This window comes from Bacillus sp. FSL R7-0646 (genome assembly GCF_037969865.1).
In the GTDB taxonomy this organism is placed as follows: Bacteria; Bacillota; Bacilli; order Bacillales; family Bacillaceae; genus Bacillus; species Bacillus licheniformis.
Genome location: NZ_CP150217.1, coordinates 2,358,691 through 2,380,971 on the forward strand (window position 1 = coordinate 2,358,691; position 22,281 = coordinate 2,380,971).

Sequence of the window (22,281 nt, forward strand, 5' to 3'; positions counted from 1 at the left end):
GAGACAGCTTAGTATACTTCCAAATCAATACAATTTATACATTAAAAAAAGACTCCGCACAGGGAGTCTTTTAGTTTTCTATCGTCATCGGATTCGGTGCGTACGGAACCTGTACAGATTTCGACAGGTCATAGGCGCCGACCTTGGTTATGGATGCGTTTTTAAATTTCACTTTTGTGAAGCCGAAATCTTTCGCGGTCAATAGAAGGCCTTCCACCATCAAGACATCTTCGGGTTTATTCTCAATATTCGCGGAGGAAGAAAATTGAATGATCAGTTCTTTTCCATTCTTTTGAATATCTTCAATCGGCGTATCATCGGATAAAATGGGTTTTAAATGAGTGCCGCTTTCTTCGTTTTTCATCATCTTAATCGCTTCCTGCACCGATTCGTAAGATTCGCTTGAAGGTGCAAGGAACCGGCGCCCGTCTGAGCTTTCATATAAATAGTAGCATTTTTGCGTCTGGTGCATAATCGCCATATCGGCGAGCATTCCGAATGTTTCAAATTCAACACCCGATTTATCATTGGAAATAAACAGAACAGAATCATACGATCCCCATTTAAAGGTTTCGTTGATCACATTTTTCAGCCGTTCGAAATCTTCGACTGATAGCTCCGGTATTTTCTCATCAACTTGAATCTTCAGTTTTTTATTGTTTTTCTGCTCTTTGAACTTCACCTTATCAAGGTAAGCTGTGTCAAATGATGTAAACTGGTCCACTCCAAGCCGGCTGTAAGCGTGAAGCGCATCTTCAAGATTTGTCATGCCAGTGCTTTTCTCGAGGCTTACCGGGACAACGACAGACTTGGACTCGTCAAGGAAAGCGAAGGTGATATAGTCGTCTTTTTGATTCTGTGAGACGACAAACGTATTTGCAGGTTCAGACTTGGCAGCATCAGCCTCCGTCTGCACCAATTTTCCGTCAGAAGAAATGTTGGCGTCGGCGCTGTTTTGAGATCTGATCTGTTCGATTAACTGGGGAGTGATCAGCATCAGAAGAAAGAGAACCAAAACTGTAGCAGCAAATGCGCCGACCCGTTTTTTCGGTGATTTACGCTTTGGTGCGAGAATCAGCTTTTGATAGATCTGATTTGCCGAACGATTATCCTTAACCGTTGGAAGTTGGCTTAGTAACGCCTTCAGCCGTTCTTCGTTCCATTCTGACTTCTTCATTCTTTGGATCCTCCTTCAAAAGCTCCATCTGTTTACGAAGCACTTTCAGACCGCGGTGCTGAGTGGTTTTTACCTTGCTTTCGGAAAAATTCAAGGCTTTTGCTGTTTCACTGATCGAATATCCTTGAATAAAACGCAAGACGATAACTGATCTTTGGTCAAGCGTACACTTGTCTAGGGCCTCGAAAATTTCCTTTAGGTTTTCATTTTGCATCACGATGTCCTCAGGCAGAGGCTTGCGGTCTTTTACATCTTGTTTCTCCCAGTCAAACGTCCCCAAAATCCGCTGGCGGATCGTCTGCTGCTTTCTGAACCAGTCGATCGCAACGTGCCGCGCAATCGAAAGAAGCCAGGTTTTTTCGCTGCTCCTGCCTTCAAATGTTTCGTAAGAATGCAGGACGCGGATGTATACTTCCTGAACTAAGTCTTCCGCCTGATTTTTGTCTTTTACCATATAAAATAAAAACTGAAATAAATCCTGATGATACTGATCATATATTTTCTGAAAGGTTTCTTCCACCTGAAACCCCTCCGTTCAATTTATTGTCGTTTGTCAATCTTAAAAGGTTACATTACAACTATTACAACTATATTACGAACATATGAAAATGGAAAGGGGGTTTTGCGAAAGTTAAGCTTAATTTTAACTTAACAAGCACAAAAGCACCCGTTCTAAATGAACAGGTGCCAAGGTTATAGGAGCCCACATTTTCACTAAGCTGTGCCCTTACAAGGCTTTCGTTCTCCTGACCGGAGCGTTGCGGATCCGCTGAAATGAACTGATTTCAATCCGTTTATGACTTTAAGTCCAATTGTTGGCGAAGCTTTTTGGAAATCTCCATTCTCTTTTCGTCAGTCACTAGGTGATACCATAAGCCGTCAACTTTTTTGTCTTCACCTTCAATTTCTACCTGCTTAATATCTTTAGCAGCTTCTTTATAAGAACTTTGAATATCGATCATCTTGTCCAGTGTTAAGTTTGTTTTGATGTTTTTTTCTAATGCTGCCAAAATCTCCTGATAGTTTGTTAATGATTTTAATTGTGCACCTTCATGAATAATTTCGTTGATAATCTCACGCTGACGCTCTTGACGCCCAAAATCACCGCGGGGATCGTCTTTTCTCATCCGGGCATATGTCAATGCTGTTTTGCCGTCAAGATGCTGCTTCCCTTTTGACAGATGCACGCCTTCAAGGGTGAAATCAATCCGATTATCCACCGTTACGCCGCCAATCGCATCTACTATATCTTTAAACCCATCCATATTGATTTTGATATAATAATTGATTGGAATGTTCAAAAATTGTTCTACAGTTTCAACGGTTCCTTCAATTCCGCCATACGTATAAGCCGAATTCATTTTCGAAAATTTATTTTTTGATTTGATAAACACCCTTGTATCACGCGGAATACTGGTCATTGTCGTTTTCTTTGTCTTCGGGTTAACAGTCATTACAATCATAGAATCCGGGCGTCCTTTATCACCGGGGCGCTCATCTATCCCCAATAAAAGAATGGATATAGGATCGTGCGGAGCAGTATCCTTCTGCTCGGCATCCCGATGAAGAGGTTCGTACATTCCATTTATTGATTTGGCGACTGTACGGTAAATCCCGTATGACACCACACTGCCGATCGTTATCACTAGCGCGAGGACAAACAATATCACATTTTTCATCTTTAGTTTTCCTTTTCTCATTTTTACCATAGTATCCCTTCCTTGTTGATGCATCTCATATTTTTTAATTCCATCTGAAATGAACCGGTTTTATCGAATCATGAATGGGCTTCATTTCATATCCGTTTTCTTGGAAGTATTTCAATAGTTTCTCTAAATGGGCCGCAGTTGTCGGTTTTTCATGCATCAATACAACTAGCGGCTCAACACCGGAAAGGTTATTGACTTGCTGAATCACATTATTCACGAATTGACCGTTTGTATTTGCAGATTTCCAGTCCTCTGAATCAACAGTCCAGTCCCAAAGGTTAAAATGGTCGCGCTTAATGACTTCTTGAAATGGACCGGTGATATAGGGCTTTGATCCGTAAGGCGATCTGATCAAATGTGTGTCAACGTTGGTCGTTTCTTTGATGGCTTTAAGCGTATCATTCATTTCTGCCGCGAAGCTTTCAGGAGATTTATAGATTTTCGATACTTGATGCGTCACTCCGTGAGAGCCGACAGAATGGCCGTTTTCAACCATTTTCTTCACAATATCGGGATTTTGTTCAATATTCGGTTTTAACATGAAAAATGTAGCTTTCGCATGATACTTATCGAGCAAACTTAAGATTTTATCTGAAGCCGCAGGATTCGGACCGTCATCAAATGACAAATAGACGACCTTTCCGATTTCCGGCGCTGTTTGCTTACTTTCTTTTTTCTCTGCTTTATGTTTGCCTCCCGGCACCGATGCTGAAGCCGCGGAATTTTCTTTTATCGGTTCCTGCTTTGGGCCGGCAAGCGCATTCCAAGAAATGCATAACAAAGTCACACCGAATACAATCAACATACCTAGCACTAATTTTCCTAGTGCGCTCAATTTATGATCTTCTTTTGGTGAATTTGACACTTTTTCCAACTCCTTAGACTTTAATTAACAATCACTAGGTTTCTTTTAAACTCGTCACTCACAAGTGACAATTTTTTAAGCTGCTATTTTTGAAGACAAAGTTCTATAAGAAGGATGCTCTTTAAATATAAGAGGAAGATATCGCAGAAGTTCGACCAACTTGTAAACAAAATGTCACAAAAAGAAGAAAAACATCATTTTTTGAGGAATGATAATCAGGCTAATTACCCTGCAAAAAAAGTGAAAGAAGTCTTTACAAAAGAAAAACCTTATTTCGGTTAAATGCCGAAATAAGGTTTTTTTGCCTGATATTAAAGTGGAGAACGAACAATTATTTAAATGTGATGATATAAGCTTGCTCTTCTAAAAATCGCACGGATGCACTCTCCATGGCAGGGTACTGGTATTGAGCGTTAACAAGCAGGCTGTTGCCGTCCGGACTCCAAAATATTTCCGAAGGGATGGTGCCGTGGTATATCGGTTCTTCATAGAGGATATTTTTCCCCTGAAGCTTACCTGCATAGATATTGTCTTCATCCTTTAAAGAGTAAGCGATTTTCTTAAAGTCGTTTGAGAATTTAAAAACAGTTACTTTATCGAGCAGAGCAGAAAGCTCTCCGTTTCTGCGATCATATTCGCACAGGGTTTCCCCGGTGTCCAGGAATACAAATTGATCATTGTTTAACCAAACAGGCCCGCCGCGGCTGTCCAGACGCTTGTCCTCGATTTTAATGCGGCTGCCGTCAATGGTTCCCATTCTGATCCCGTACTCGTCGGAACGCTGCAACACGGTAAACAGCAAATCTCGTCCATTATCGGAGATGTTAACTCCGGTAAGCGAATCCTTCTCCGCAAAATCATTCAATGAATACGTTTTAAGCGTTCCGGAAGCCGTATCATAAACACGAAGGCCGGTCTCATCCCCCTGCCCGACATCTAAAACAAGATAGCAAACGTATCTGCTATTATTTGACCATGAAACATCTTGGACATAGACCTCATTGCTGGCGGAGGTGCTGGCGATTTCTGTTTTTTTCCCGCTCGCCGGCGAAAACAGCTGCATTGATGCCTTACTTAATGACAAAGTGACTCCGGCGATACGCTTTCCGTCTGGAGACATTTTTAGGTTGGACGTGTTGCTTTCAATGCCTTTTACGATTTCAGCTTTTTCATAGGGGGAGGAAAGGCGCTGAAGACTGTGCGCTGTACGTTCGGATGTCCCTTCTCCCTTGAAAAAACCGACAACGGAATCCGGTGAAGACCACCCGAGCAGCTGCCCGACTTTTGGAAGACGATAGATCGTATTGACTTGAAAAGGGCGGGTCTTCTGGTCATAGATATGATTTTCTTCCCCGCTTGGGATAATAATCGTTTCCGATCTTTTTCCGACATTATAACAGGACACGATAATGATCAGAAACAGCAGCACTCCTGCCCATATAATAAACGGTTTGTTTTTCATCATTTCTCAACCTTTGCGTAAGCTAATTCAACTTGAATCACTGTGTGGTTTTCTTTGTAGAACATCTCGATTGTTCCTCCGTGTTCGTCAACAATTGTTTTCACAATGCTTAATCCCAAACCTACACTTCCTTCTTCCTTAATCTTCTGATTGACTGAATAAAAAGGTTGGAACATTTTGGTGTGTTGGTCATTTTCCAATGGATCGCTTGGATTCTTGAATGTAAAAAGAATGTTTTCTCCAACGATTTCGGCCTTAATGATGATTTCCGAATGAGATAAGCTGTATTTGATGGCGTTGTCCAGCAGATTGATAAAAAGCTGGCGCAGCCTGCTCACCTCACCAAGAACGTACAGGCCATCTTCAATGTCACAGGTGATCCTTTTCTTATACCGTTCTGCCCGAAATTTCATCGACTCGCAAACATCTTTTAAAATTTCGCCTGCGTCGATCCTGTCAAATTGAGCACTCTTGGACGTTTCCCGGGATACTTCAAGAAGCTTGATCACCAAATTATGCAGGCGCCGGCTTTCTTCGACAATGTGGTTCATTCCTTTATCAAAAAATTTCCGGTCCGCTTCCCCTTTATCTTTTATGATCTCAGCATATCCTTGGATGGAAGTCAGAGGTGTTTTCAGCTCATGCGTCATATTATCAAAAAACCGTTTTTCTTGTTCGTTAAGTTCTTTTAGACGGTCGCGATCCCTTTCGATGGTTAAAATTTGTTCCCGAATCCTGCTGATCATATCGTTAAAGTTGACGGCAAGCTGGCCAATCTCATCTTTTCTATTAAAGTGGATATCCATATCCAGCTTACCCTTCTTGACTTGTGAGGTGGCATCTGTCAGCTTGACGAGCGGAATCGTGATATGTCTGGACAGGATATAGGAGAAAAGGAACGCCGCCACAAATATTGCAAGCGCGATATAAAAAACAATATCCAGAATCTCTCCGCTCTGCTTATACAGCAGGTCGAAATTTTTCGAAAAGCGTAATATGCCTACTTTTGTGCCTTCAATGACAACCGGATATGAGAAAAACACTTTTGCTTTATTCCGGTTATAGGTGATATGATAGGCAGTCTTTCCTTTGATCGCCTGTTGAAGATCTTCATCACTCCCTCTGGAAAACACCTTCTGATCAGAAGAAGACAACAATGCGCCATCTACTGTATAAACACCGACATTGCTTCCTGTGGAGTGATTTAAATTATCTACCATTTCATCGGCCATATCACCGAAATAAAGTTCATTGTTTTTATAGTGATTGATTAAAAATGCTTGGTTTACATAGACGGTACTGTTTTTTTTCAGTTCGACTAAATCCGATGTTACAATTTTTTCGTTACTCGACCAAATGACGTTCTTAACCGTGTGATTGAGCACAAGGAAAGAGAGAGAAAAAATCAGAAAAAAGCCAACAATAAACTTGCCCTTGATGGTCCGTAACACTCTCTACTCCTCCTGCTTCTCGAATTTATATCCGATGCCGAACACTGTTTTAATCAAGTCGCTTGCATCAAGCTTTTTGCGGAGTCTTTGAATATGGGTATCGACTGTACGGGTGTCACCGAAAAAATCGTATCCCCAGATGAATTCCAAAAGCTCTGAACGGGTAAAAACTTTTCCCCGATGGTCAACCAAAGTCATTAGCAGATCATATTCTTTTGGAGTTAATTCGACGGCTGCCCCGTCTTTTTTCACCAGTCTTTCGCCCGGAACGATCACAATATTTTTAAACCGGATCTCATCCACTTTTTCCGTTTCCCGTTCGTTCACATGATGGGCTTGTTCCAGACGCCGAAGGATCGTGCGTATTCTCGCGACAACTTCGCGCAGATCAAACGGCTTTGTAATATAGTCATCGGCCCCGAATTCCAACCCCAGTATTTTATCCGTGATATCTGATTTTGCGGTAATCATCAGTATTGGAATATTACAGCTTTCGGTCACTTTTTTGCAAATATCCAATCCGCTGCAGTCCGGCAGCATCCAATCGAGGAGCAGAAGGTCAGGTTTGAACTGATCTAGTTTCCTCATTCCTGAAGAACCGTTATTGACCGTGCACGTTTCAAAGCCTTCGGACGTCAGCCCGTATGAAAGCAAATCAGCAATTGCTTCATCATCTTCAATAATCAGTATTTTTGTTTTTTCCATCAGTCATCACTCATTCCCTGTTTCATGCTTATTTTATCTAAAAAATCTCTTTTGTTTCTCGCATCCTTCTATAGAGATTATACATAAATCCAAACCAAAGTCTTCATTTGACAGCCCTTCAGTCATCCCACTCTTATTGGGAATGGCTGGCGGACTTTAGTGTGTGCAGTAAAAAGCGAACCGCCTTGTATAGATTACCAGAACGGGAGCGGCCATTTCCATATGCGGTTTTCACTATGATAAAGTTTGCGGTTGTCCTAAATTCTTCTTTCATCTCCTCTTAGACGCTCATCTGTCTTCCTGAAATTCTCACTCTTTCATCGGCTACAAAGGCATAAACGTTTCAGGATATACAGAAATTTTACAAATTGGATACATTTTGCCCTCAAATAACTGAGCACCTGTTCTGTATGAACAGGTGCTCTTTGTTTCGTATGGAACAAGATTCTTCGTCAAATTTGGCCATCATCCTGCTTATTTCTTGGAATGTAGAACGTGAAGGAAGTACCTTCGTTCAGCATGCTGTGGACGGTGATCGATCCGTTGTGTGCATCGACGATGTTTTTGACGATCGCAAGCCCGAGGCCAGTCCCGCCTTTTCCTCTCGTCCTTGCTTTATCGGCCTTATAAAAGCGTTCAAAAATAAACGGCAGATCCTCTTCGGGAATCCCGCTGCCGGAGTCTTTCACGGCAATCTTCAGCCCGCTTTCAGCAGACTGCACATCGACATGAACGGTGCCCCCGGCATTTGTATGGCGGATCGCGTTGTCAATCAGGTTGGTTAAAACCTGCTCCATTTTGTCCGGATCAAACACAAATTTTGCTTCATGCAGATCAAGATTGTGAGAAAGCGTAATATTTTTGTCCCCGGCCACTCCGTAAAACTTTCTGAACACTCTCTCAAAAAACTCGCGGAGCTCCACCGGTTCAACATTTAAGGAAATATGCCCCGCCTCCATTCTGGCAAGGTCCAGCAAATCATTCACAAGCCTTCCCATTCTTAAAGACTCGTCATAGATGACCTGGGCGATTTCCTTTTTTTCTTCCTCAGAGCTTGCGATGTCGTCAACGATCGCTTCACTGTACCCTTGAAGCATCGAAATCGGTGTTCTCAGCTCATGGCTGACATTGGCGATAAAATCTTTTCTCAGCTTATCAAGCCGTCTTTCCTCCGTCATATCCCTCAACACGGCAACCGCTCCGCGTACATGGGACTGATTGTACAGCGGACTCATGAGCAGCACCCATGTTCTGCCTTGCAGGGTCATTTCAATCATCTGCTCTTTCTCCGTGCTGACGGTGTTTTGAAAAAGCTCTCGCGCTTCGGGAGGCAGTTCATGGCCTTCTTTTACATTCATGTTCTGCTCATAATACCAAGCCTGTAAAAAGCGTTCAGCCGGAGGGTTTGTCACAAGGATTGTCCCGTCGATATTAATGGTGATCACGCCGTCGGCCATACTGCTTAAGATATTCGACAAATGCTCCTTTTCCTGATTGAGTGCCGTAATGTGAAACTTCAGCTGGCGCCCCATTTGGTTAAAGGCAATCGCCAGCTCGCCGATTTCATCCTGGGTCAGAATCGGAATCTTCGTATCAAACTTCCCTTTCGCCAAGTCCTGGGCACCCTGCCGCATTTTTCTGAGCGGGTAGGTAATCCGGCTTGAGAGGAAGAAAGCGAAAATCGTCGTTAACACAATCGCAATCGCAGCGGCAAAGAGGATATACCTCGTCGTATGCTGTGTCGTATCCTTGACGGCAAGAAGCGATTGAGAAAGAAACACCATGCCTTCATCTTCGCCTTTCCCGTAGGGTACGCCGACAATCAGCTGATCGTTCTTTTGATTGGAGATAACCGTCCTCTTCTGCACTTTTTGATGCTTGCGAAGCGCTTCGTTCAGATCTGGATCGTTTTTAATATCTTTTAATGTGATGGAAGCCACTTTTTGATGTTCCCGCGGTGAATACCAATATTCATTCTCATTTTTGATGACGGCGATGCTCGTCAGTTCATCGGCAAGCTCCCATGTAATCGATCTGGCTGTCTCCTGGTCTTTATGGTTTTCCATGATGACGGCCACCTTGCTGGCGAGCTTTGTCAAATCAGCTTCCGCTTCATCTACATGGTAGTTTTCAATAAACTCGAGCAGAAAGAACGTAAGGATAAATAAGACAAATGAAACCAAAAGCAGTATGGTAAACCACAGTTTACCGACTACGCTCTTCCAAAACTTCATTCGTTTCCGACCTCAAATTTATACCCGACGCCCCATACTGTTACGATTTTTTTCGCAGCTTTCGGCGAGACTTTGTTCAATTTTTCACGTAAACGTTTAACATGGGTATCGACCGTTCTCAAGTCGCCGAAAAACTCGTATTGCCATACTTCCTTCAGCAGCTTTTCACGATCGTATACTTTATCAGGGGTTTTGGCCAGAAAGTAAAGCAGTTCGTATTCTTTCGGCGTCAGGCTGACTTCCGTTCCGTCCGCCATGACTCTGTGAGCATCGTGATCAATGGATAAGTGAGAAAAAACAAGCACATTTTTTGCCGTTGTATCCGTATTCAGGTAAGAGGTTTGCGATGATCTTCTTAGGAGCGCCTTGACTCTCAGCACCACTTCCCTCGGACTGAAAGGTTTCACAATGTAGTCATCGGTTCCGACTTCAAAGCCCTGCACCCGGTTCGCTTCTTCGCCTTTCGCCGTCAGCATGATGATCGGAGTGGCTTTTTTATCGCGTACTTGGCGGCATACTTCAATGCCGTCGGTTCCCGGCATCATCAAATCGAGCAGGATTAAATCGTAATCGTTGCCGAGGGCTTTGTCGATGGCTTCATCGCCATTCTCGGCTTCTTCGATCTTGTAGTTTTCCCTTTCAAGGTACATTTTTAAAAGTCGTCTGATTCTTGCCTCATCATCTACTACTAATATTTTTGTCTCTTTCGTCTGTTCCATCGTAAACCTCCTGATTTGAATCTTCTTACATTCATTTTATTAGAAAAGCGATTGTAAGCCAAGCCAAGAATGCCTTTCCTCAATTTAAAACAAAAAGCTGCGGAAGGCCCGGTGAAAAGCCCGGACCTTCCTGCACCGCACGGATCATGCATAAGAGTGAAGCCCGGCGATGACAAGGTTTACAAAAATAAGATTAAACATAATAATGGCAAAACCGATGACGGCGAGCCACGCCGATTTTTCGCCGTGCCAGCCTCTCGAAAGCCTGAGATGCAGATAAGCTGCATAAAACAAAAATGTAATCAGCGCCCAGACTTCTTTCGGATCCCAGCCCCAGAATCTGCTCCACGCCAGCTGTGCCCATATCATCGCGAAAATAAGCGCGCCAAGCGTAAAAACCGGAAAGCCGATCGAAACGGAGCGATAGCCGATTTCATCGACAAGGTCAAGGTTCACATTTTTCACGAGCGGCTGAAGAAGCTGACTGATGCGTTTTCTGATGATCAGCCTGATGACACCGTAAAGCAAGGCGCCGGTTCCAAACGACCAGAGAACGGTATTCAGCTTCCGGCCTGAAAAAATGGGCGGCACATTGACAAGCGGCTCCATTCTCTCCTCCGTTAAAAGTTCTCCTTTATTCGGGCCGATAAGAGCGGGAAGCTCGTAAATCATGACGTCTTCCTGGTTGTCTTTATCAATCCACTTAAACTGCGCCTCATAGCCCCCAATGCGGAATGAGGTCGTCACAAGGATAAACGCGAGCGTTGTCACAAGCATAAACATGACACATTCGAGCCAGAACGTTTTTTTGCCCGGCTTTGAATGATCCACATGCTTGAGCAGAAAGATCACGCCGGCGACAAAGCTGATGGCGAGAATCGCCTGCCCGAGGGCTGCAGTCGTGACATGAATATACAGCCAGTTGCTTTGAAGCGACGGAATCAGCGGTGTGATATCGGTCGGAAACATGCTGGCATATGCGATCAAAAGCAGGACAACGGGAAGCGTAAACAGTCCCAATGCAGACAGCTTGTAAATAAAGTAGATGATGATGAACGCCAGGACGAGCATCATGCTGAAAGCAGTTGTAAATTCAAAGAGATTGCTGACCGGCGCGTGTCCGGAAACGATCCATCTCGCAATAAAATATCCAAACTGGCATACAAATCCGATGATCGTGATCAACACTGCGATCGATGCCCAGCGGTTCTTCTTCTTCCGGTCTGAAGCCTTGCTCCTGATGGAGCCGCCAAAAAAGAAGACCGCTGAGAGATACAAGAGAAATGCCGCGTACAATAAATTGCCGCTTAACTCTGCCATGAAAACCCCTCCCTATGCTGGCCGTTTATTTTTTTTCCTTTGACAGTTCTTTTTGATCGGCCGGTTCGGATATCCCCGTATCCGCGAGCGCGGCCTTCAAGTCCTGCTTCAGCCCGTACCAGTTTTTGTTCGTATGTCCGGCGACGAGCACATGCCCGTCCAGCGTTCTGAGCCAGATCCTTCTATGGTGCCAGTACATCCCCTGAATGACGCCGATCATAAAGATGGCACCGCCGACAATGAGCACCCACAAAGTCAAATCTTTTCTAATTGTGAGGCCTGAGAGATTCTTCGTTTCGACATGGTCAAACTTCATTTTGTATTTATTGTCGTCAGAACCTTCGATTGTTTCCTGAATCGCCACGAAACTTTTTTCTCCTTTAGGCTTATCCGGTGCGGTGATCTGGAATACAAATGCCGGATTGTTCGGATTCCTCGTTTTCGTGCTCGGTTCCCCGTCTTTGTTAAAATAAAAGTCCGGCAGGTAGCTTGCTATATGAACTTTGTAACCGTTACCAAGATCATATTCCGGTTTCGGCTCCAAGAGGTCGATTGCCACTTTGCCGAAGGATTTCCCGCTGTCTTTTTCAATCAGCTGAAACACCATTCTGTCGAGCTCGCCTTCCTTGTATGTCAGCTGATAGAGTGCATATGAACCGAATTTCAACGGGTCATTGACCTTGATCTTGCCGTTTTTCACTTTCTTCAATTCAGGCGCTTCGCCCGGCAGGCTGTCATTTTTTCTTTCATACAGTTCAACATCGGTTTGATATGTTTTTGCGACAGTCCCGTCACCAGCTTTGGTGATCGCCTCTGAAAATACTTCTTTTTCTTTTTCACTGTCGTACATTTCTTTTATAAACCGGTTGTTTTTCAAATAGTAATGGCCGTCAGTTCCCGGAATTGGCACCGTTTCCCCTTCCCTGATCCAAAGGGTTTCGTCGACATACATGCCCGGGACAAATCTGAGCATGACCCCGATGAGGAATATAATCAGTCCGATATGGTTAACATATGGGCCCCACCTTGAAAAACGGCCTTTTTCGGCAAATAGGTTGCCGTTTTCTTCCTTGACGCGGTATCGTTTTTTCTTCAGCTTACCGATGATTTGCGATTTTGTGTCCTCAGACATGTCCGCTTCCGTCCGGCTGAATAGGCGCTGCCTCTCCATAAAGTTCGGATTTCGCGTGACGCCCTGGTTTTTCAGAGCCCTGTACAAAGGAACGACCCGGTCAAGGCTGCAGATGACAAGCGAAATGCCGATTGAGGCAACCAGAATAATAAACCACCATGAACCGTAGAGATTGTGAAAACCGAGAGCATAATAGATTTGTCCGAGAAGCCCGTATTGTTCGCTGTAGTATGTATCAGCCTGCGCACCCGGCGGCAGGAACATTTCCTGCGGAAATATCGTTCCAAAAGCGGATGCTGTCAGCGTAATGACGATCAGCCAGACGCCGACCTTTACAGACGAAAAGAAATTCCATATTTTATCTACGATCGTTTTATTATAGGTTTGAGAGCGTCTCGCACTTCCGTCATACCGCATGTCAAGGAGTTTGGCATCCTGTTTGACCAGCGGCTTTCCGCACGATTCACACAAAACGGTACCCGCCGGATTCACATGGCCGCATTCGCATTTGATTTCTTTCATCATGACGATCCCTCTGGTTTGATCATATTCATATAATCGTGGATCATCCGTTCTGTCATCTCGCCCGTCACGACCTTGACAATCTCTCCGTCAGGGTTGATCAAAAACGTGGTCGGCAGCGGTGTGACATCATATGCGTTAAGGACCTGCCTGTCTTTATCAAGCACAACCGGAAAATTGACGCCGTGGTCTTTCATAAAGTTTCGGACGGCGAGGTTCGATTCGCCGACATTGACGGCGACGATTTCCACCCCTTTATCCTTAAACACCTTGTATTGATTCGCCATATAAGGAAATTCTCTTTTGCATGGTTCGCACCATGTTCCCCAAAAGTTTAAAAATACCCCTTTGCCTTTTAGTTCGTCCAGTTTGAGACGGTTGCCGTCAACATCCTCCAGCGAAAAAATGGGAGCTTTTTCCCCCACCGCCACACTCTCCGTGTTTTGAAACACGGCGCTGTACAGCGTGTAGCCAAGCGCTGCAAGCAGCACAAGGAGGATGCCTGTCCGAATGTAAAAACGCTTTTTTTTCATAATCCGCCCCCTCATGTAGACATTCAGTATCATTATATCATCTCAAGACTGACTGCCATTTGCCTTTTTTGAAGGTTGTGTGAAAATTTAGAAAGCCGCTTTACCGTGTTCTGCCAATGCCCTGAGCCTTTTGACTTCATGAGGCGTAAGCTCTCTTTTTTCCCCTGTTTTCAAGCCCGCCAGGTTCAAAAAAGCATACTCTTCCCTTTTCAGCTTGAGCACCTCGTGTCCGATGGCTTCAAACATTCTCCTGACCTGGCGGTTTCGCCCCTCATGGATCGTGATTTGGACGATGCTTGTCTGCTTTTTCTTATCAAGCGACAAAAGCTTCACTTTTGCAGGAGCTGTCTTTCCATCCTCAAGGCGCACGCCCCGCTCAAGTTTTTTTAAATTCTCCTTTAAAGGAATGCCTTTCAGCTTTGCTACATACGTTTTATTAATTTCGTATTTCGGGTGCATCAATTTATTGGCGAAGTCCCCGTCATTCGTTAGCAATAAGAGGCCGCTCGTATCATAATCAAGCCTTCCGATCGGATAAATCCGCTCCTCCACCTCGGTGAAAAAGTCGGTCACAACTTTCCGGCCTTTGTCGTCTTTAACTGCTGATATAACCCCTCTCGGTTTATACAGGAGAAAATAAACGGGTTCTTCGCTTTCAAGCTGGATGCCGTTTACCTCAATCCGATCGGAGCTTGATACTTTAACGCCAAGCTCTCTGACGGTTTTGCCGTTGACCGTGACTCTCCCTTCTTTTATAAGCTCCTCCGCCTTCCGCCTCGATGCGATACCGGCGTGGGCGATTACTTTTTGAAGTCGTTCCATATCTTTCACCTCATGTATTATCTTACTTTTTTCCAGACCAACAAACAAGTTTGCGAGGCGCCTTCTTCCTTAGGAAAGTAGCACTCCGCCCTTAAATGTATCCTTTCTCACCTCAAAAGTAAAACAGTTTTGGCTAAAAAGCAAAAAGCGCCTGTTGATCAGGCGCTTCCAAACAGCAATGTTACAATAATTACAGACGCGATAACCCCCGCTAAATCAGCAAGCAGTCCCACCTTTAAAGCATCCCCCATTTTCTTGATTCCGACCGCTCCGAAATAGACGGTCAAAACGTACAGAGTCGTGTCTGTCGATCCCTGCATGACAGAGGCCAGCCGGCCGATGAACGAATCGGGCCCGTAAACGGCGATCAAATCGGTCGTCATGCCGAGCGCTGCCGTTCCCGAAATCGGCCGGATCAGAGCCAGCGGAACCACTTCCGTCGGAATTCCCACGGCGGAAAACACGGGCTTTAAAAGATTCATAAAAAAATCGAGCGCCCCTGAAGCCCGGAAAACCGTGATCGCTACAAGCATACCGACTAAATAAGGGATAATGGAAAATGCAATTTGGATTCCTTCCTTCCCCCCCTCAACAAACGCTTCATAAGTCGGAACTTTTTTGAATGTACCGTATAGCAGAATCGTGGCGATGATAAACGGGATAAGGGCCAGAGAAAGCCAGTTGATGAATTCCAAATGCTCACCCCTTCTTTTTTCTTCTATAATAAAAGTATCGGTCGATGAAGATCGCAAAGATCCCCGATATTAAAGTCGCCAAAATGGTCGGACCGACGATGTCTGTCGGCGCCTTTGCATCATATGTCATCCTGACCGCGATGACGGTCGTCGGAATCAAGGTAATGCTTGACGTATTGACCGCCAGAAAGGTGATCATTGAGCGGCTCGCTTCCCTGCGGTTCCGGTTGAGCGCCTTCATCTGTTCCATCGCTTTAATACCGAGCGGTGTCGCTGCATTGCCCAATCCGAAAAAGTTGGCCATTAAATTGGATAAAATATATCCCATCGCCGGATGATCCGGAGGGATCTCGGGAAACAGCTTTGAAATGAACGGCCGGCACAGCCTGCTGAATTTTTCGAGAAGCCCGGACTGTTCAGCGATTTTCATCAGCCCCAGCCAAAAAACAAGGACGCTCATCAGTCCGATCGCAATCGTGACGGCTTCCTTCGATCCTTTAAATACAGCTTCATTAACTTCCTGAACCGTTCCGTTGAAAAGCGCAAACACCAGACCGATCACCGTTAAGCCGACCCAGATTATATTGACCATGATGAACCGCCCGCCGCTTTTTGGAATACGGATTGAAAGGTCTCGAAAAACGATTTTTTCGGTTTTTTGTTTCGCTCGTTTTCATAATAGATCGGTACGCTTGCAATCGTTTTTCCGTCGAACATGACGTTCATTTCTCCGATGATGTCCGGGATTTCTTTTTTGTTTTTACGCCATGATTTTTTCGGTTCAAGAAGCTCGATATCAACCTTCACATCTTCTTTTTCCTCTTCGTTTAAAAGATATGTGACATCCCGTTTAATAAAAGCTTTATTTCCGTAAAAAGAGTCTTTTAATTTCGGAATCTCGCCTTTTTTGGCGATGATATATGTTTTGTAGTGGCCGAATACATAGTTGAACATGTTCATATGATCATTCCAGTCGTCAGGGGCATTGATTGTGACGGCGATCAAATCGGTTCCGTCTTTCGATGAAGTGGAGACGAGCGTACGCTTTGCAAGCTTTGTATATCCCGTCTTCCCGCCTGTACTGTATTTGTAAAGCCCTGTTAAAAGCTTGTTTTTATTTCTCCAGATGCCTTGCATCGTTTCTGCTTTATAGCGTTTCGTTCCGGCGATTTTTTTGTACGTTTCATTTGTCATCGCATATTTTGTTAAAAGCGCCATATCATAGGCCGAGGAATAGTGATCAGGGTGGTCATCAAGTCCGTGCGGATTGCGGAACAGGGTGTTTTCCATGCCGAGCTCGGCCGCTTTTTGATTCATCATGTAGACAAAGCCTTCCAGGCTTCCGCCCACATGTTCGGCAATCGCAACGGCTGCATCATTTCCCGATCTCAGCATCAAACCGTAAACAAGGTCCTTCAGCTTCACCTTTTGCCCGCTTGTTAAATAGATCGATGATCCCTCTGTCCTGACCGCTCTGTCGCTGACCGTGACCGTCTCATCCAATTTGCCCGATTCCACGGCCAAAATGGCTGTCATAATCTTCGTAATGCTTGCAATGCGCCGTTTTTCATGCTCATCCTTTGCAAACAAAACCCGTCCGGATTGCCCGTCCATGACAATCGCGCTTTTTGCGCTGATATGAAGGGAGGGCTGTGCTTGAGCGGTTTCGTATGAAGAGCATAAAAGAGAGCATATCATGATGGCTGCTGCCGCTTGTTTTAGAAAAAAGCGCATTTTTTCTCACGTCCTTGTGGTTGTTTGTACAAGTTTATGCGCTTGTCTTTTTGTTATGAACACCAATTGGATGATTTCCCGAGAAAAATCTAAAGCAAGATAAAAACCCCCCTTTCATGAAAGGGGGAGTTCCGGCTCACGGTTCATTTAAGCTATGATCTCGGCTGAACCATCTTCATTCGATAGTCAGTCGCATAGTATTCCAATTCTTCTCTCATCGATTGATATCCTGTTTCAAGCGAAGCCATCAAATTTTTTAATGAGGCCGGCGCTGGTTCGTGAAAGCAAATGGCGTTTTTTCCCGTGTAGGCCGCTCTGCTGTCTTCGTACCAAGTATCTTTTTTCGGTGTAAAAAATTCTTCTATGCATCGATGATAGACCTGATAGAGCGTCCTTTCGGCTGCAGCCTCCTGAAAAGGATCCTGCTGCAGCCTGATTCGGCAGGCCGCAAGCCCTTCTTCACAGTAAACCGCCAGTTTTCTCAAGTTGCTGAGGACATCGCGATAATAATCTCTTCTCCCGGGCTCTTCGGCTTCAAGGGATGAAAGCGTCGTTTCGTTTAAATAATCGCACAGCGTCTGAACGGTCTGTGCTAAAAATTCGCCTGCCTGCTCGGTTTGGGCTCTTGCCATAGATTTTCCCATTGGTGTCGGCACCCTCTCCTCATCGCTTTGTTACAATCGTATTCTTTCATGAATGAAATTAAACATAAAAAATACGATAATATATATTATCATACTTCGATCCTTAAGGTGAATCTATTTTAAATCTTCGAACGTCTGGTTAAAGTTTTCGAAGAACAGATCGGCTTCTTCCTGAACCCCGTCTTCTTCTACATTTTCGGGCAGCGGCGGAAGCTCTTCAAGCGTTTTTAAGCCGAATTGTTCCAGAAATGTTTCTGTTGTACCGTACAAGATCGCCCTGCCCGGTCCATCCGCCCGTCCGACTTCGCATAACAGCGCTTTTGCGACCAGGCTCTGAAGAATCCGTTCAGATTTGACCCCTCTGATCTCCTCAACTTCCGCTCTCGTGATCGGCTGCTTATAAGAGACGATGGCCAAAACCTCGAGCGCAGCCTGAGAAAGCCCTTTTGAAGGGGCTTCGATCAGCTTTTTCAAATAGACGGCGAATTCTTTTTTGGTCGAAAGCATGTACGTATCCGCATACTCGACAAGCTCGATGCCCCTGTCTTCTTTTTCATAGGTTTCTTTGACATCAAGCATAATATCCAGCAGCTCGGCTTCATCGACCTCCAAAACGGATAATAGCTGTTTTTTTGTCAGGCCCTCGTCGCCGGCGGCATACAAAAGCGCTTCGACAATGGCTTTCCAATTCACGATATCAAGCGTCATGAATCGCTTCACTCCCTGTTATGTAAATATCTGAAAAGTTGTGTTCCTGTTCAATGATGATCAGCTGGTTTTTCATCAGCTCCAAAATCGCCAAAAACGTCACAACGAGATGCTCTTTCTGTTCATACGGGAACAGTTCCATAAAATGCATCCTTTTGCGGGACGATTTCAAACAGTCGACGATTTGCGTCATTCGCTCTTCTATCGGTATTTCCTGTCTTGAAATTCTTGTTTCAGACGGCCGGTTGATTTTTTTGCGGTTCAGCACTTTTTGAAACGCCCCGAGCATGTCGTAAACGGTGACGGACAGCTTTTGCTCGCTGAGTTTGATTTCCTTGGCGTAGTCGCTTAAATCGCTCGGCGGCTTTGCGAATGCTTTTTGCCGCTCTTCCTCGCGCTCCTTTAAATTTTGCGCGGCACTTTTGTATTTTCTGTACTCTATTAATTTTTCAATCAATTCTTCTCTCGGATCCTCTTCCTCCTCGAGAAACTCTTCGTCAAACAGCTCTTCTTCCTGCTTTGGAAGAAGCATTCGGCTTTTGATGCTGAGAAGGGTCGCAGCCATCACCAAATACTCGCTGGCCACGTCGAGCTCAAGTTCGCGCATCGTGTGCACATATAATAAATACTGCTCGGTTATCTTCGCAACAGGTATGTCATAAATGTCTATTTCAAGGCGGTTGATTAAGTGCAGCAGCAGATCCAGGGGCCCTTCAAACGCCTCGATTTTCACCTGATATTCCATGTTCATTTCTCACCATTTTCAAAATCGCTTCTAAGCCGGCTAAAACTGGCTACCCTTTAGTATAAATTACGCGTCTGCATGAAGTCCAATATAATTTAAGAAGCTTTGGCATCCGCCTATACGGTTTGAGTGTATTCTGCATAGAATACCGTGTAAAATCTTAAATCTGAGGAGGGAACAACATGGGAGGTAAAGGCTTCGGCTACGGCGGAGGATTTGCTTTGATTGTCGTTCTGTTTATTTTGTTGATTATTGTTGGAGCGGCATGGATCTATTAACATAAAAGATGAGAAGCGTTCGTTACCGGGCGCTTTTTTCACAGCCTGGATATATCAGCCGTTTTTCCTCCGTTCCGTTCTTATGATACACTTTAACGGAAACTTAAAGGAGGATGTCAGATGTATCCCCAAGCTTATATCGATTACCTCGCCGAATTCCACGGGGCAAGGGATTATTTTGAGTGCCACGAAATTCTAGAAGACCATTGGAAAAAGGACCCTCCCGGCGAGCGGAAATTACACTGGGTCGGGTTGATTCAGCTGGCTGTCGCGCTCTATCATCAGCGGAGAAACAATTTTGCCGGCGCGGAGAGATTAATGGCGAACAGCATTCGCATCCTGGCGTCCGAAAAAGACGCAGTTGAATCGCTCGGATTGGATTACAGCCGCTTCATCGAACTGTTAAGGCGGACTCACCAAAAAATCGAAGCCCATTCCCCTTATGAAAGCATCATGCTCCCGATCGCAGATGAAGCATTGATCAAAGCATGCCGGAAACAATGTGAGAAAAAGTCATATGAGTGGGGAGCAAACGCTGCACCAGACGCCTTTATCATTGATAAACACCGGCTGAGGGACCGGACTGAAGTAATTGCCGAGAGGGATAAACAAATCAAGCGGCGAAAAAAGAGCAGAGGCTAGAAGCCTCTGCTCATTGGTTATATGTGATGTCTTCATTTTCATGATCCTGACAGCGCTCAAAGAATCCTTTAGTTAATTCATTCGGAACCAGCGGTTTAGGTGCAAATATTGGCGAAATAGCCGACACCATTTTTTTGCCGATTCCCTGATGACGGTGAGACGGATTTACACTGATATGCTTGATCTCGACTTCTTCTTCTCTTTTCTCTACTCCTACACAGCCGACAATATCCTCGCCTTCTTTCCATAGGAACAGTTGCCTTTCAGTGTCCGTTTCATAGTCTTTAATTGTCTGCTGAAGCTGCTTGACGTCCTTCTCATTCGGCATAAACGAAAGGAGCCCCATCGCAATCTTTTCGAATGACTTTTTATAACGAATTAACATAAATACCCCTCAATATATCAAAATGTGGATCTAACGAAGGCTAGTCGCTTCACATCACATTATAAACATTTTTATAACCTTTTTAAACTCTTTTTCGGCAATTATTGAAGCGACCGGGTCAGGTTCGCCATTTCAATCGCTGCCGCGGCAGCTTCTGCACCTTTATTTCCGGCTTTTGTTCCGGCGCGTTCGACCGCCTGCTCGATCGTGTCTGTCGTCAATACGCCGAAGATCACCGGAACGCCTGTTGACATGCTGCTCGCTGCAATCCCCTTAGCCGCTTCATTGCAGACATAGTCATAGTGGCTTGTCGCTCCTCTGATAACCGTGCCCAGCGTAATCACTGCGTCGTATTTTTTCGTTTCAGCCATTTTTTTGGCGATGAGCGGAATTTCGAAAGCGCCGGGAACCCAGGCGACATCAATATCATCAGCTTTGACCCCATGTCTCAACAGCGTGTCTTCTGCGCCGCTTAGAAGTTTGCTTGTAATAAAATCGTTGAACCTTGACACAACGATCCCAATTTTCAAATCTGTTCCAATTACATGACCTTCTATTTTATTCATATGAATCCCGTCCTTTTTTGTGATTGATTTTAGTTTAAAAATGAAGCATATGCCCCAATTTTGATTTTTTCGTTTTTAGATACTTTTCATTATCTTTTTTTGTCTCCATCTGCAGCGGCACCCTGTCTGCGATCGTCAGGCCGTAGCCTTCGAGACCTGCAATTTTTCGCGGGTTGTTCGTTAACAGCTTCATTTGCTTCACGCCGAGGTCCCTTAAGATTTGGGCGCCGATCCCATAGTTGCGAAGGTCTGGAAGAAAACCGAGCTTTTCGTTAGCCTGTACGGTGTCGTATCCTTCTTCCTGCAGCTTATAAGCTTTCAGTTTATTGATTAAGCCGATTCCCCTTCCTTCCTGTCTCAAATACAGGAGTACGCCCCGGCCCGCTTGTTCGATTTGCGCGAGCGCAGCGGCAAGCTGCGGGCCGCAGTCGCAGCGGTAAGAGCCGAAAACATCGCCCGTCAGGCATTCTGAGTGTACCCGGACAAGCACAGGCTCGTCACCGAAAGGTATGTCGCCTTTGACGAGTGCTATATGTTCTTTGTCATCGATTTCGTTTGTATAGCCGTAAACCTTGAAGGTACCGAATTCGGAAGGCAGCGTAATTTTCACTTCCCGGTTGATCAGCGTTCCCTTGCTGTAGCGGTATTCGATCAAATCTTTAATCGTGATCATTTTCAAGCCGTGCTGATCGGCTATTTTTTTGAGTTCAGGCACCCTTGCCATCGTGCCGTCTTCATTCATGATTTCGCAGATGACGCCGGCCGGCGCGGACCCGCACGCTTCTGCAAGGTCAACGGCCGCCTCCGTATGTCCGGCTCTTTTTAAAACGCCGCCTTTTTTCGCGATCAGGGGGAAAATGTGCCCCGGCCTTTTAAAATCACCCGGATGCGCGTGATCAGCGATCAGCGACATGACGGTCAGCGACCGCTCCTGAGCGCTAATCCCCGTCTTTGTATCGCGGTGATCGACACTGACCGTAAATGCTGTGTGGTGAGAATCGGTATTTTCGTCCACCATCGGTTGGAGCTCAAGCCGGGAAGCGATCTCTTCATTGAGCGGCGCGCAGATCAACCCCCTTCCGTGCGAAGCCATAAAGTTGATTACATCGGGTGTTGCGTATTCCGCCAGCGCAACGAAATCGCCTTCGTTTTCCCTGTTCTCGTCATCGACTACGATGATGACTTTTCCCTGCTTCAAATCGCGAATCGCTTCTTCAATTGTGTGAAACATAG

General features: G+C 45.0%; 24 protein-coding genes. 2 read left to right on the top strand and 22 right to left on the bottom strand.

Annotated elements, in window-relative coordinates:
• Window positions 1-70: 70 nt before the first annotated feature.
• The 19 genes from MKY62_RS12140 to MKY62_RS12230 all read right to left on the bottom strand — a co-directional run bounded on the left by MKY62_RS12140 (window position 71) and on the right by MKY62_RS12230 (window position 19,177).
• Window positions 71-1,177, bottom strand: a complete 1,107-nt coding sequence (locus MKY62_RS12140; RefSeq protein WP_009327984.1) for a GerMN domain-containing protein — start codon at window positions 1,175-1,177, stop codon at window positions 71-73.
• The gene (gene sigX, locus MKY62_RS12145) at window positions 1,113-1,697 is read right to left on the bottom strand and encodes an RNA polymerase sigma factor SigX (RefSeq protein WP_003183073.1); all 585 of its coding nucleotides are present in this window, start codon (window positions 1,695-1,697) and stop codon (window positions 1,113-1,115) included. The genes MKY62_RS12140 and sigX overlap by 65 nt, the downstream gene beginning before the upstream one ends.
• 274 nt (window positions 1,698-1,971) lie before the next feature.
• Entirely contained in the window at window positions 1,972-2,886 is a 915-nt protein-coding gene (locus tag MKY62_RS12150) for an LCP family protein (protein WP_003183074.1), read from the bottom strand.
• Between the two features lie 34 nt (window positions 2,887-2,920).
• Window positions 2,921-3,751 carry a polysaccharide deacetylase family protein gene (locus MKY62_RS12155; protein ID WP_003183075.1) on the bottom strand — a complete coding sequence of 277 codons (831 nt, stop codon included), beginning with the start codon at window positions 3,749-3,751 and terminating at the stop codon, window positions 2,921-2,923.
• A gap of 331 nt (window positions 3,752-4,082) precedes the next feature.
• Window positions 4,083-5,216, bottom strand: coding sequence for a WD40 repeat domain-containing protein (locus tag MKY62_RS12160; RefSeq protein WP_003183076.1), 1,134 nt, complete (start codon window positions 5,214-5,216; stop codon window positions 4,083-4,085).
• Window positions 5,213-6,664 (bottom strand): HAMP domain-containing sensor histidine kinase, encoded by a 1,452-nt coding sequence (locus tag MKY62_RS12165; RefSeq protein WP_003183078.1) that lies wholly within the window; start codon window positions 6,662-6,664, stop codon window positions 5,213-5,215. The genes MKY62_RS12160 and MKY62_RS12165 overlap by 4 nt, the downstream gene beginning before the upstream one ends.
• A 3-nt stretch (window positions 6,665-6,667) precedes the next feature.
• Window positions 6,668-7,369: a response regulator transcription factor gene (locus tag MKY62_RS12170; RefSeq protein WP_003183080.1), complete on the bottom strand. Its 702-nt coding sequence runs from the start codon at window positions 7,367-7,369 to the stop codon at window positions 6,668-6,670.
• Between the two features lie 452 nt (window positions 7,370-7,821).
• On the bottom strand, window positions 7,822-9,603 hold the full coding sequence (locus MKY62_RS12175) for an ATP-binding protein (protein WP_003183082.1): 1,782 nt from the start codon (window positions 9,601-9,603) through the stop codon (window positions 7,822-7,824).
• Complete coding sequence (locus MKY62_RS12180) at window positions 9,600-10,322, bottom strand: response regulator transcription factor (RefSeq protein WP_003183084.1); 723 nt, start codon at window positions 10,320-10,322, stop codon at window positions 9,600-9,602. The genes MKY62_RS12175 and MKY62_RS12180 overlap by 4 nt, the downstream gene beginning before the upstream one ends.
• Window positions 10,323-10,466: 144 nt before the next feature.
• On the bottom strand, window positions 10,467-11,642 hold the full coding sequence (ccsB, locus tag MKY62_RS12185; protein ID WP_003183086.1) for a c-type cytochrome biogenesis protein CcsB: 1,176 nt from the start codon (window positions 11,640-11,642) through the stop codon (window positions 10,467-10,469).
• A 25-nt stretch (window positions 11,643-11,667) separates the two neighbouring features.
• The gene (locus MKY62_RS12190; RefSeq protein ID WP_025804809.1) at window positions 11,668-13,296 is read right to left on the bottom strand and encodes a cytochrome c biogenesis protein ResB; all 1,629 of its coding nucleotides are present in this window, start codon (window positions 13,294-13,296) and stop codon (window positions 11,668-11,670) included.
• On the bottom strand, window positions 13,296-13,832 hold the full coding sequence (locus tag MKY62_RS12195) for a thiol-disulfide oxidoreductase ResA (RefSeq protein WP_025804811.1): 537 nt from the start codon (window positions 13,830-13,832) through the stop codon (window positions 13,296-13,298). The genes MKY62_RS12190 and MKY62_RS12195 overlap by 1 nt, the downstream gene beginning before the upstream one ends.
• A gap of 84 nt (window positions 13,833-13,916) precedes the next feature.
• A complete protein-coding gene (gene rluB, locus MKY62_RS12200; RefSeq protein ID WP_003183092.1) occupies window positions 13,917-14,651 on the bottom strand; it encodes a 23S rRNA pseudouridine(2605) synthase RluB in 735 nt (244 codons plus the stop codon).
• A gap of 158 nt (window positions 14,652-14,809) precedes the next feature.
• Window positions 14,810-15,346 carry a spore maturation protein gene (locus MKY62_RS12205; RefSeq protein WP_003183094.1) on the bottom strand — a complete coding sequence of 179 codons (537 nt, stop codon included), beginning with the start codon at window positions 15,344-15,346 and terminating at the stop codon, window positions 14,810-14,812.
• A 4-nt stretch (window positions 15,347-15,350) separates the two neighbouring features.
• Window positions 15,351-15,938 carry a nucleoside recognition domain-containing protein gene (locus MKY62_RS12210; RefSeq protein WP_003183096.1) on the bottom strand — a complete coding sequence of 196 codons (588 nt, stop codon included), beginning with the start codon at window positions 15,936-15,938 and terminating at the stop codon, window positions 15,351-15,353.
• Window positions 15,926-17,080 (bottom strand): D-alanyl-D-alanine carboxypeptidase family protein, encoded by a 1,155-nt coding sequence (locus MKY62_RS12215; protein ID WP_003183098.1) that lies wholly within the window; start codon window positions 17,078-17,080, stop codon window positions 15,926-15,928. The genes MKY62_RS12210 and MKY62_RS12215 overlap by 13 nt, the downstream gene beginning before the upstream one ends.
• Before the next feature lie 152 nt (window positions 17,081-17,232).
• On the bottom strand, window positions 17,233-17,724 hold the full coding sequence (locus tag MKY62_RS12220) for a YpuI family protein (protein WP_003183101.1): 492 nt from the start codon (window positions 17,722-17,724) through the stop codon (window positions 17,233-17,235).
• Between the two features lie 114 nt (window positions 17,725-17,838).
• The gene (gene scpB, locus MKY62_RS12225; protein ID WP_003183104.1) at window positions 17,839-18,432 is read right to left on the bottom strand and encodes an SMC-Scp complex subunit ScpB; all 594 of its coding nucleotides are present in this window, start codon (window positions 18,430-18,432) and stop codon (window positions 17,839-17,841) included.
• Window positions 18,422-19,177 (bottom strand): segregation/condensation protein A, encoded by a 756-nt coding sequence (locus MKY62_RS12230; protein WP_009327962.1) that lies wholly within the window; start codon window positions 19,175-19,177, stop codon window positions 18,422-18,424. The genes scpB and MKY62_RS12230 overlap by 11 nt, the downstream gene beginning before the upstream one ends.
• Window positions 19,178-19,359: 182 nt before the next feature.
• On the opposite strand from MKY62_RS12230, the gene MKY62_RS12235 reads away from it, so the two are divergent.
• Together MKY62_RS12235 and MKY62_RS12240 are read left to right on the top strand one after the other, a co-directional pair.
• Window positions 19,360-19,455: a YjcZ family sporulation protein gene (locus tag MKY62_RS12235; RefSeq protein ID WP_003183108.1), complete on the top strand. Its 96-nt coding sequence runs from the start codon at window positions 19,360-19,362 to the stop codon at window positions 19,453-19,455.
• 120 nt (window positions 19,456-19,575) lie between these two features.
• Window positions 19,576-20,097 (top strand): DUF309 domain-containing protein, encoded by a 522-nt coding sequence (locus MKY62_RS12240; RefSeq protein ID WP_003183111.1) that lies wholly within the window; start codon window positions 19,576-19,578, stop codon window positions 20,095-20,097.
• Between the two features lie 10 nt (window positions 20,098-20,107).
• Here MKY62_RS12240 and MKY62_RS12245 read toward each other — a convergent pair whose 3' ends face one another.
• From MKY62_RS12245 to MKY62_RS12255, 3 genes are all read right to left on the bottom strand, one after another.
• Entirely contained in the window at window positions 20,108-20,482 is a 375-nt protein-coding gene (locus MKY62_RS12245; protein WP_003183113.1) for a GNAT family N-acetyltransferase, read from the bottom strand.
• 101 nt (window positions 20,483-20,583) lie between these two features.
• Window positions 20,584-21,048 carry a 6,7-dimethyl-8-ribityllumazine synthase gene (gene ribE / locus MKY62_RS12250; RefSeq protein ID WP_003183115.1) on the bottom strand — a complete coding sequence of 155 codons (465 nt, stop codon included), beginning with the start codon at window positions 21,046-21,048 and terminating at the stop codon, window positions 20,584-20,586.
• Between the two features lie 34 nt (window positions 21,049-21,082).
• Window positions 21,083-22,279 (bottom strand): bifunctional 3,4-dihydroxy-2-butanone-4-phosphate synthase/GTP cyclohydrolase II, encoded by a 1,197-nt coding sequence (locus tag MKY62_RS12255; RefSeq protein ID WP_003183117.1) that lies wholly within the window; start codon window positions 22,277-22,279, stop codon window positions 21,083-21,085.
• Between the last annotated feature and the right edge of the window lie 2 nt (window positions 22,280-22,281).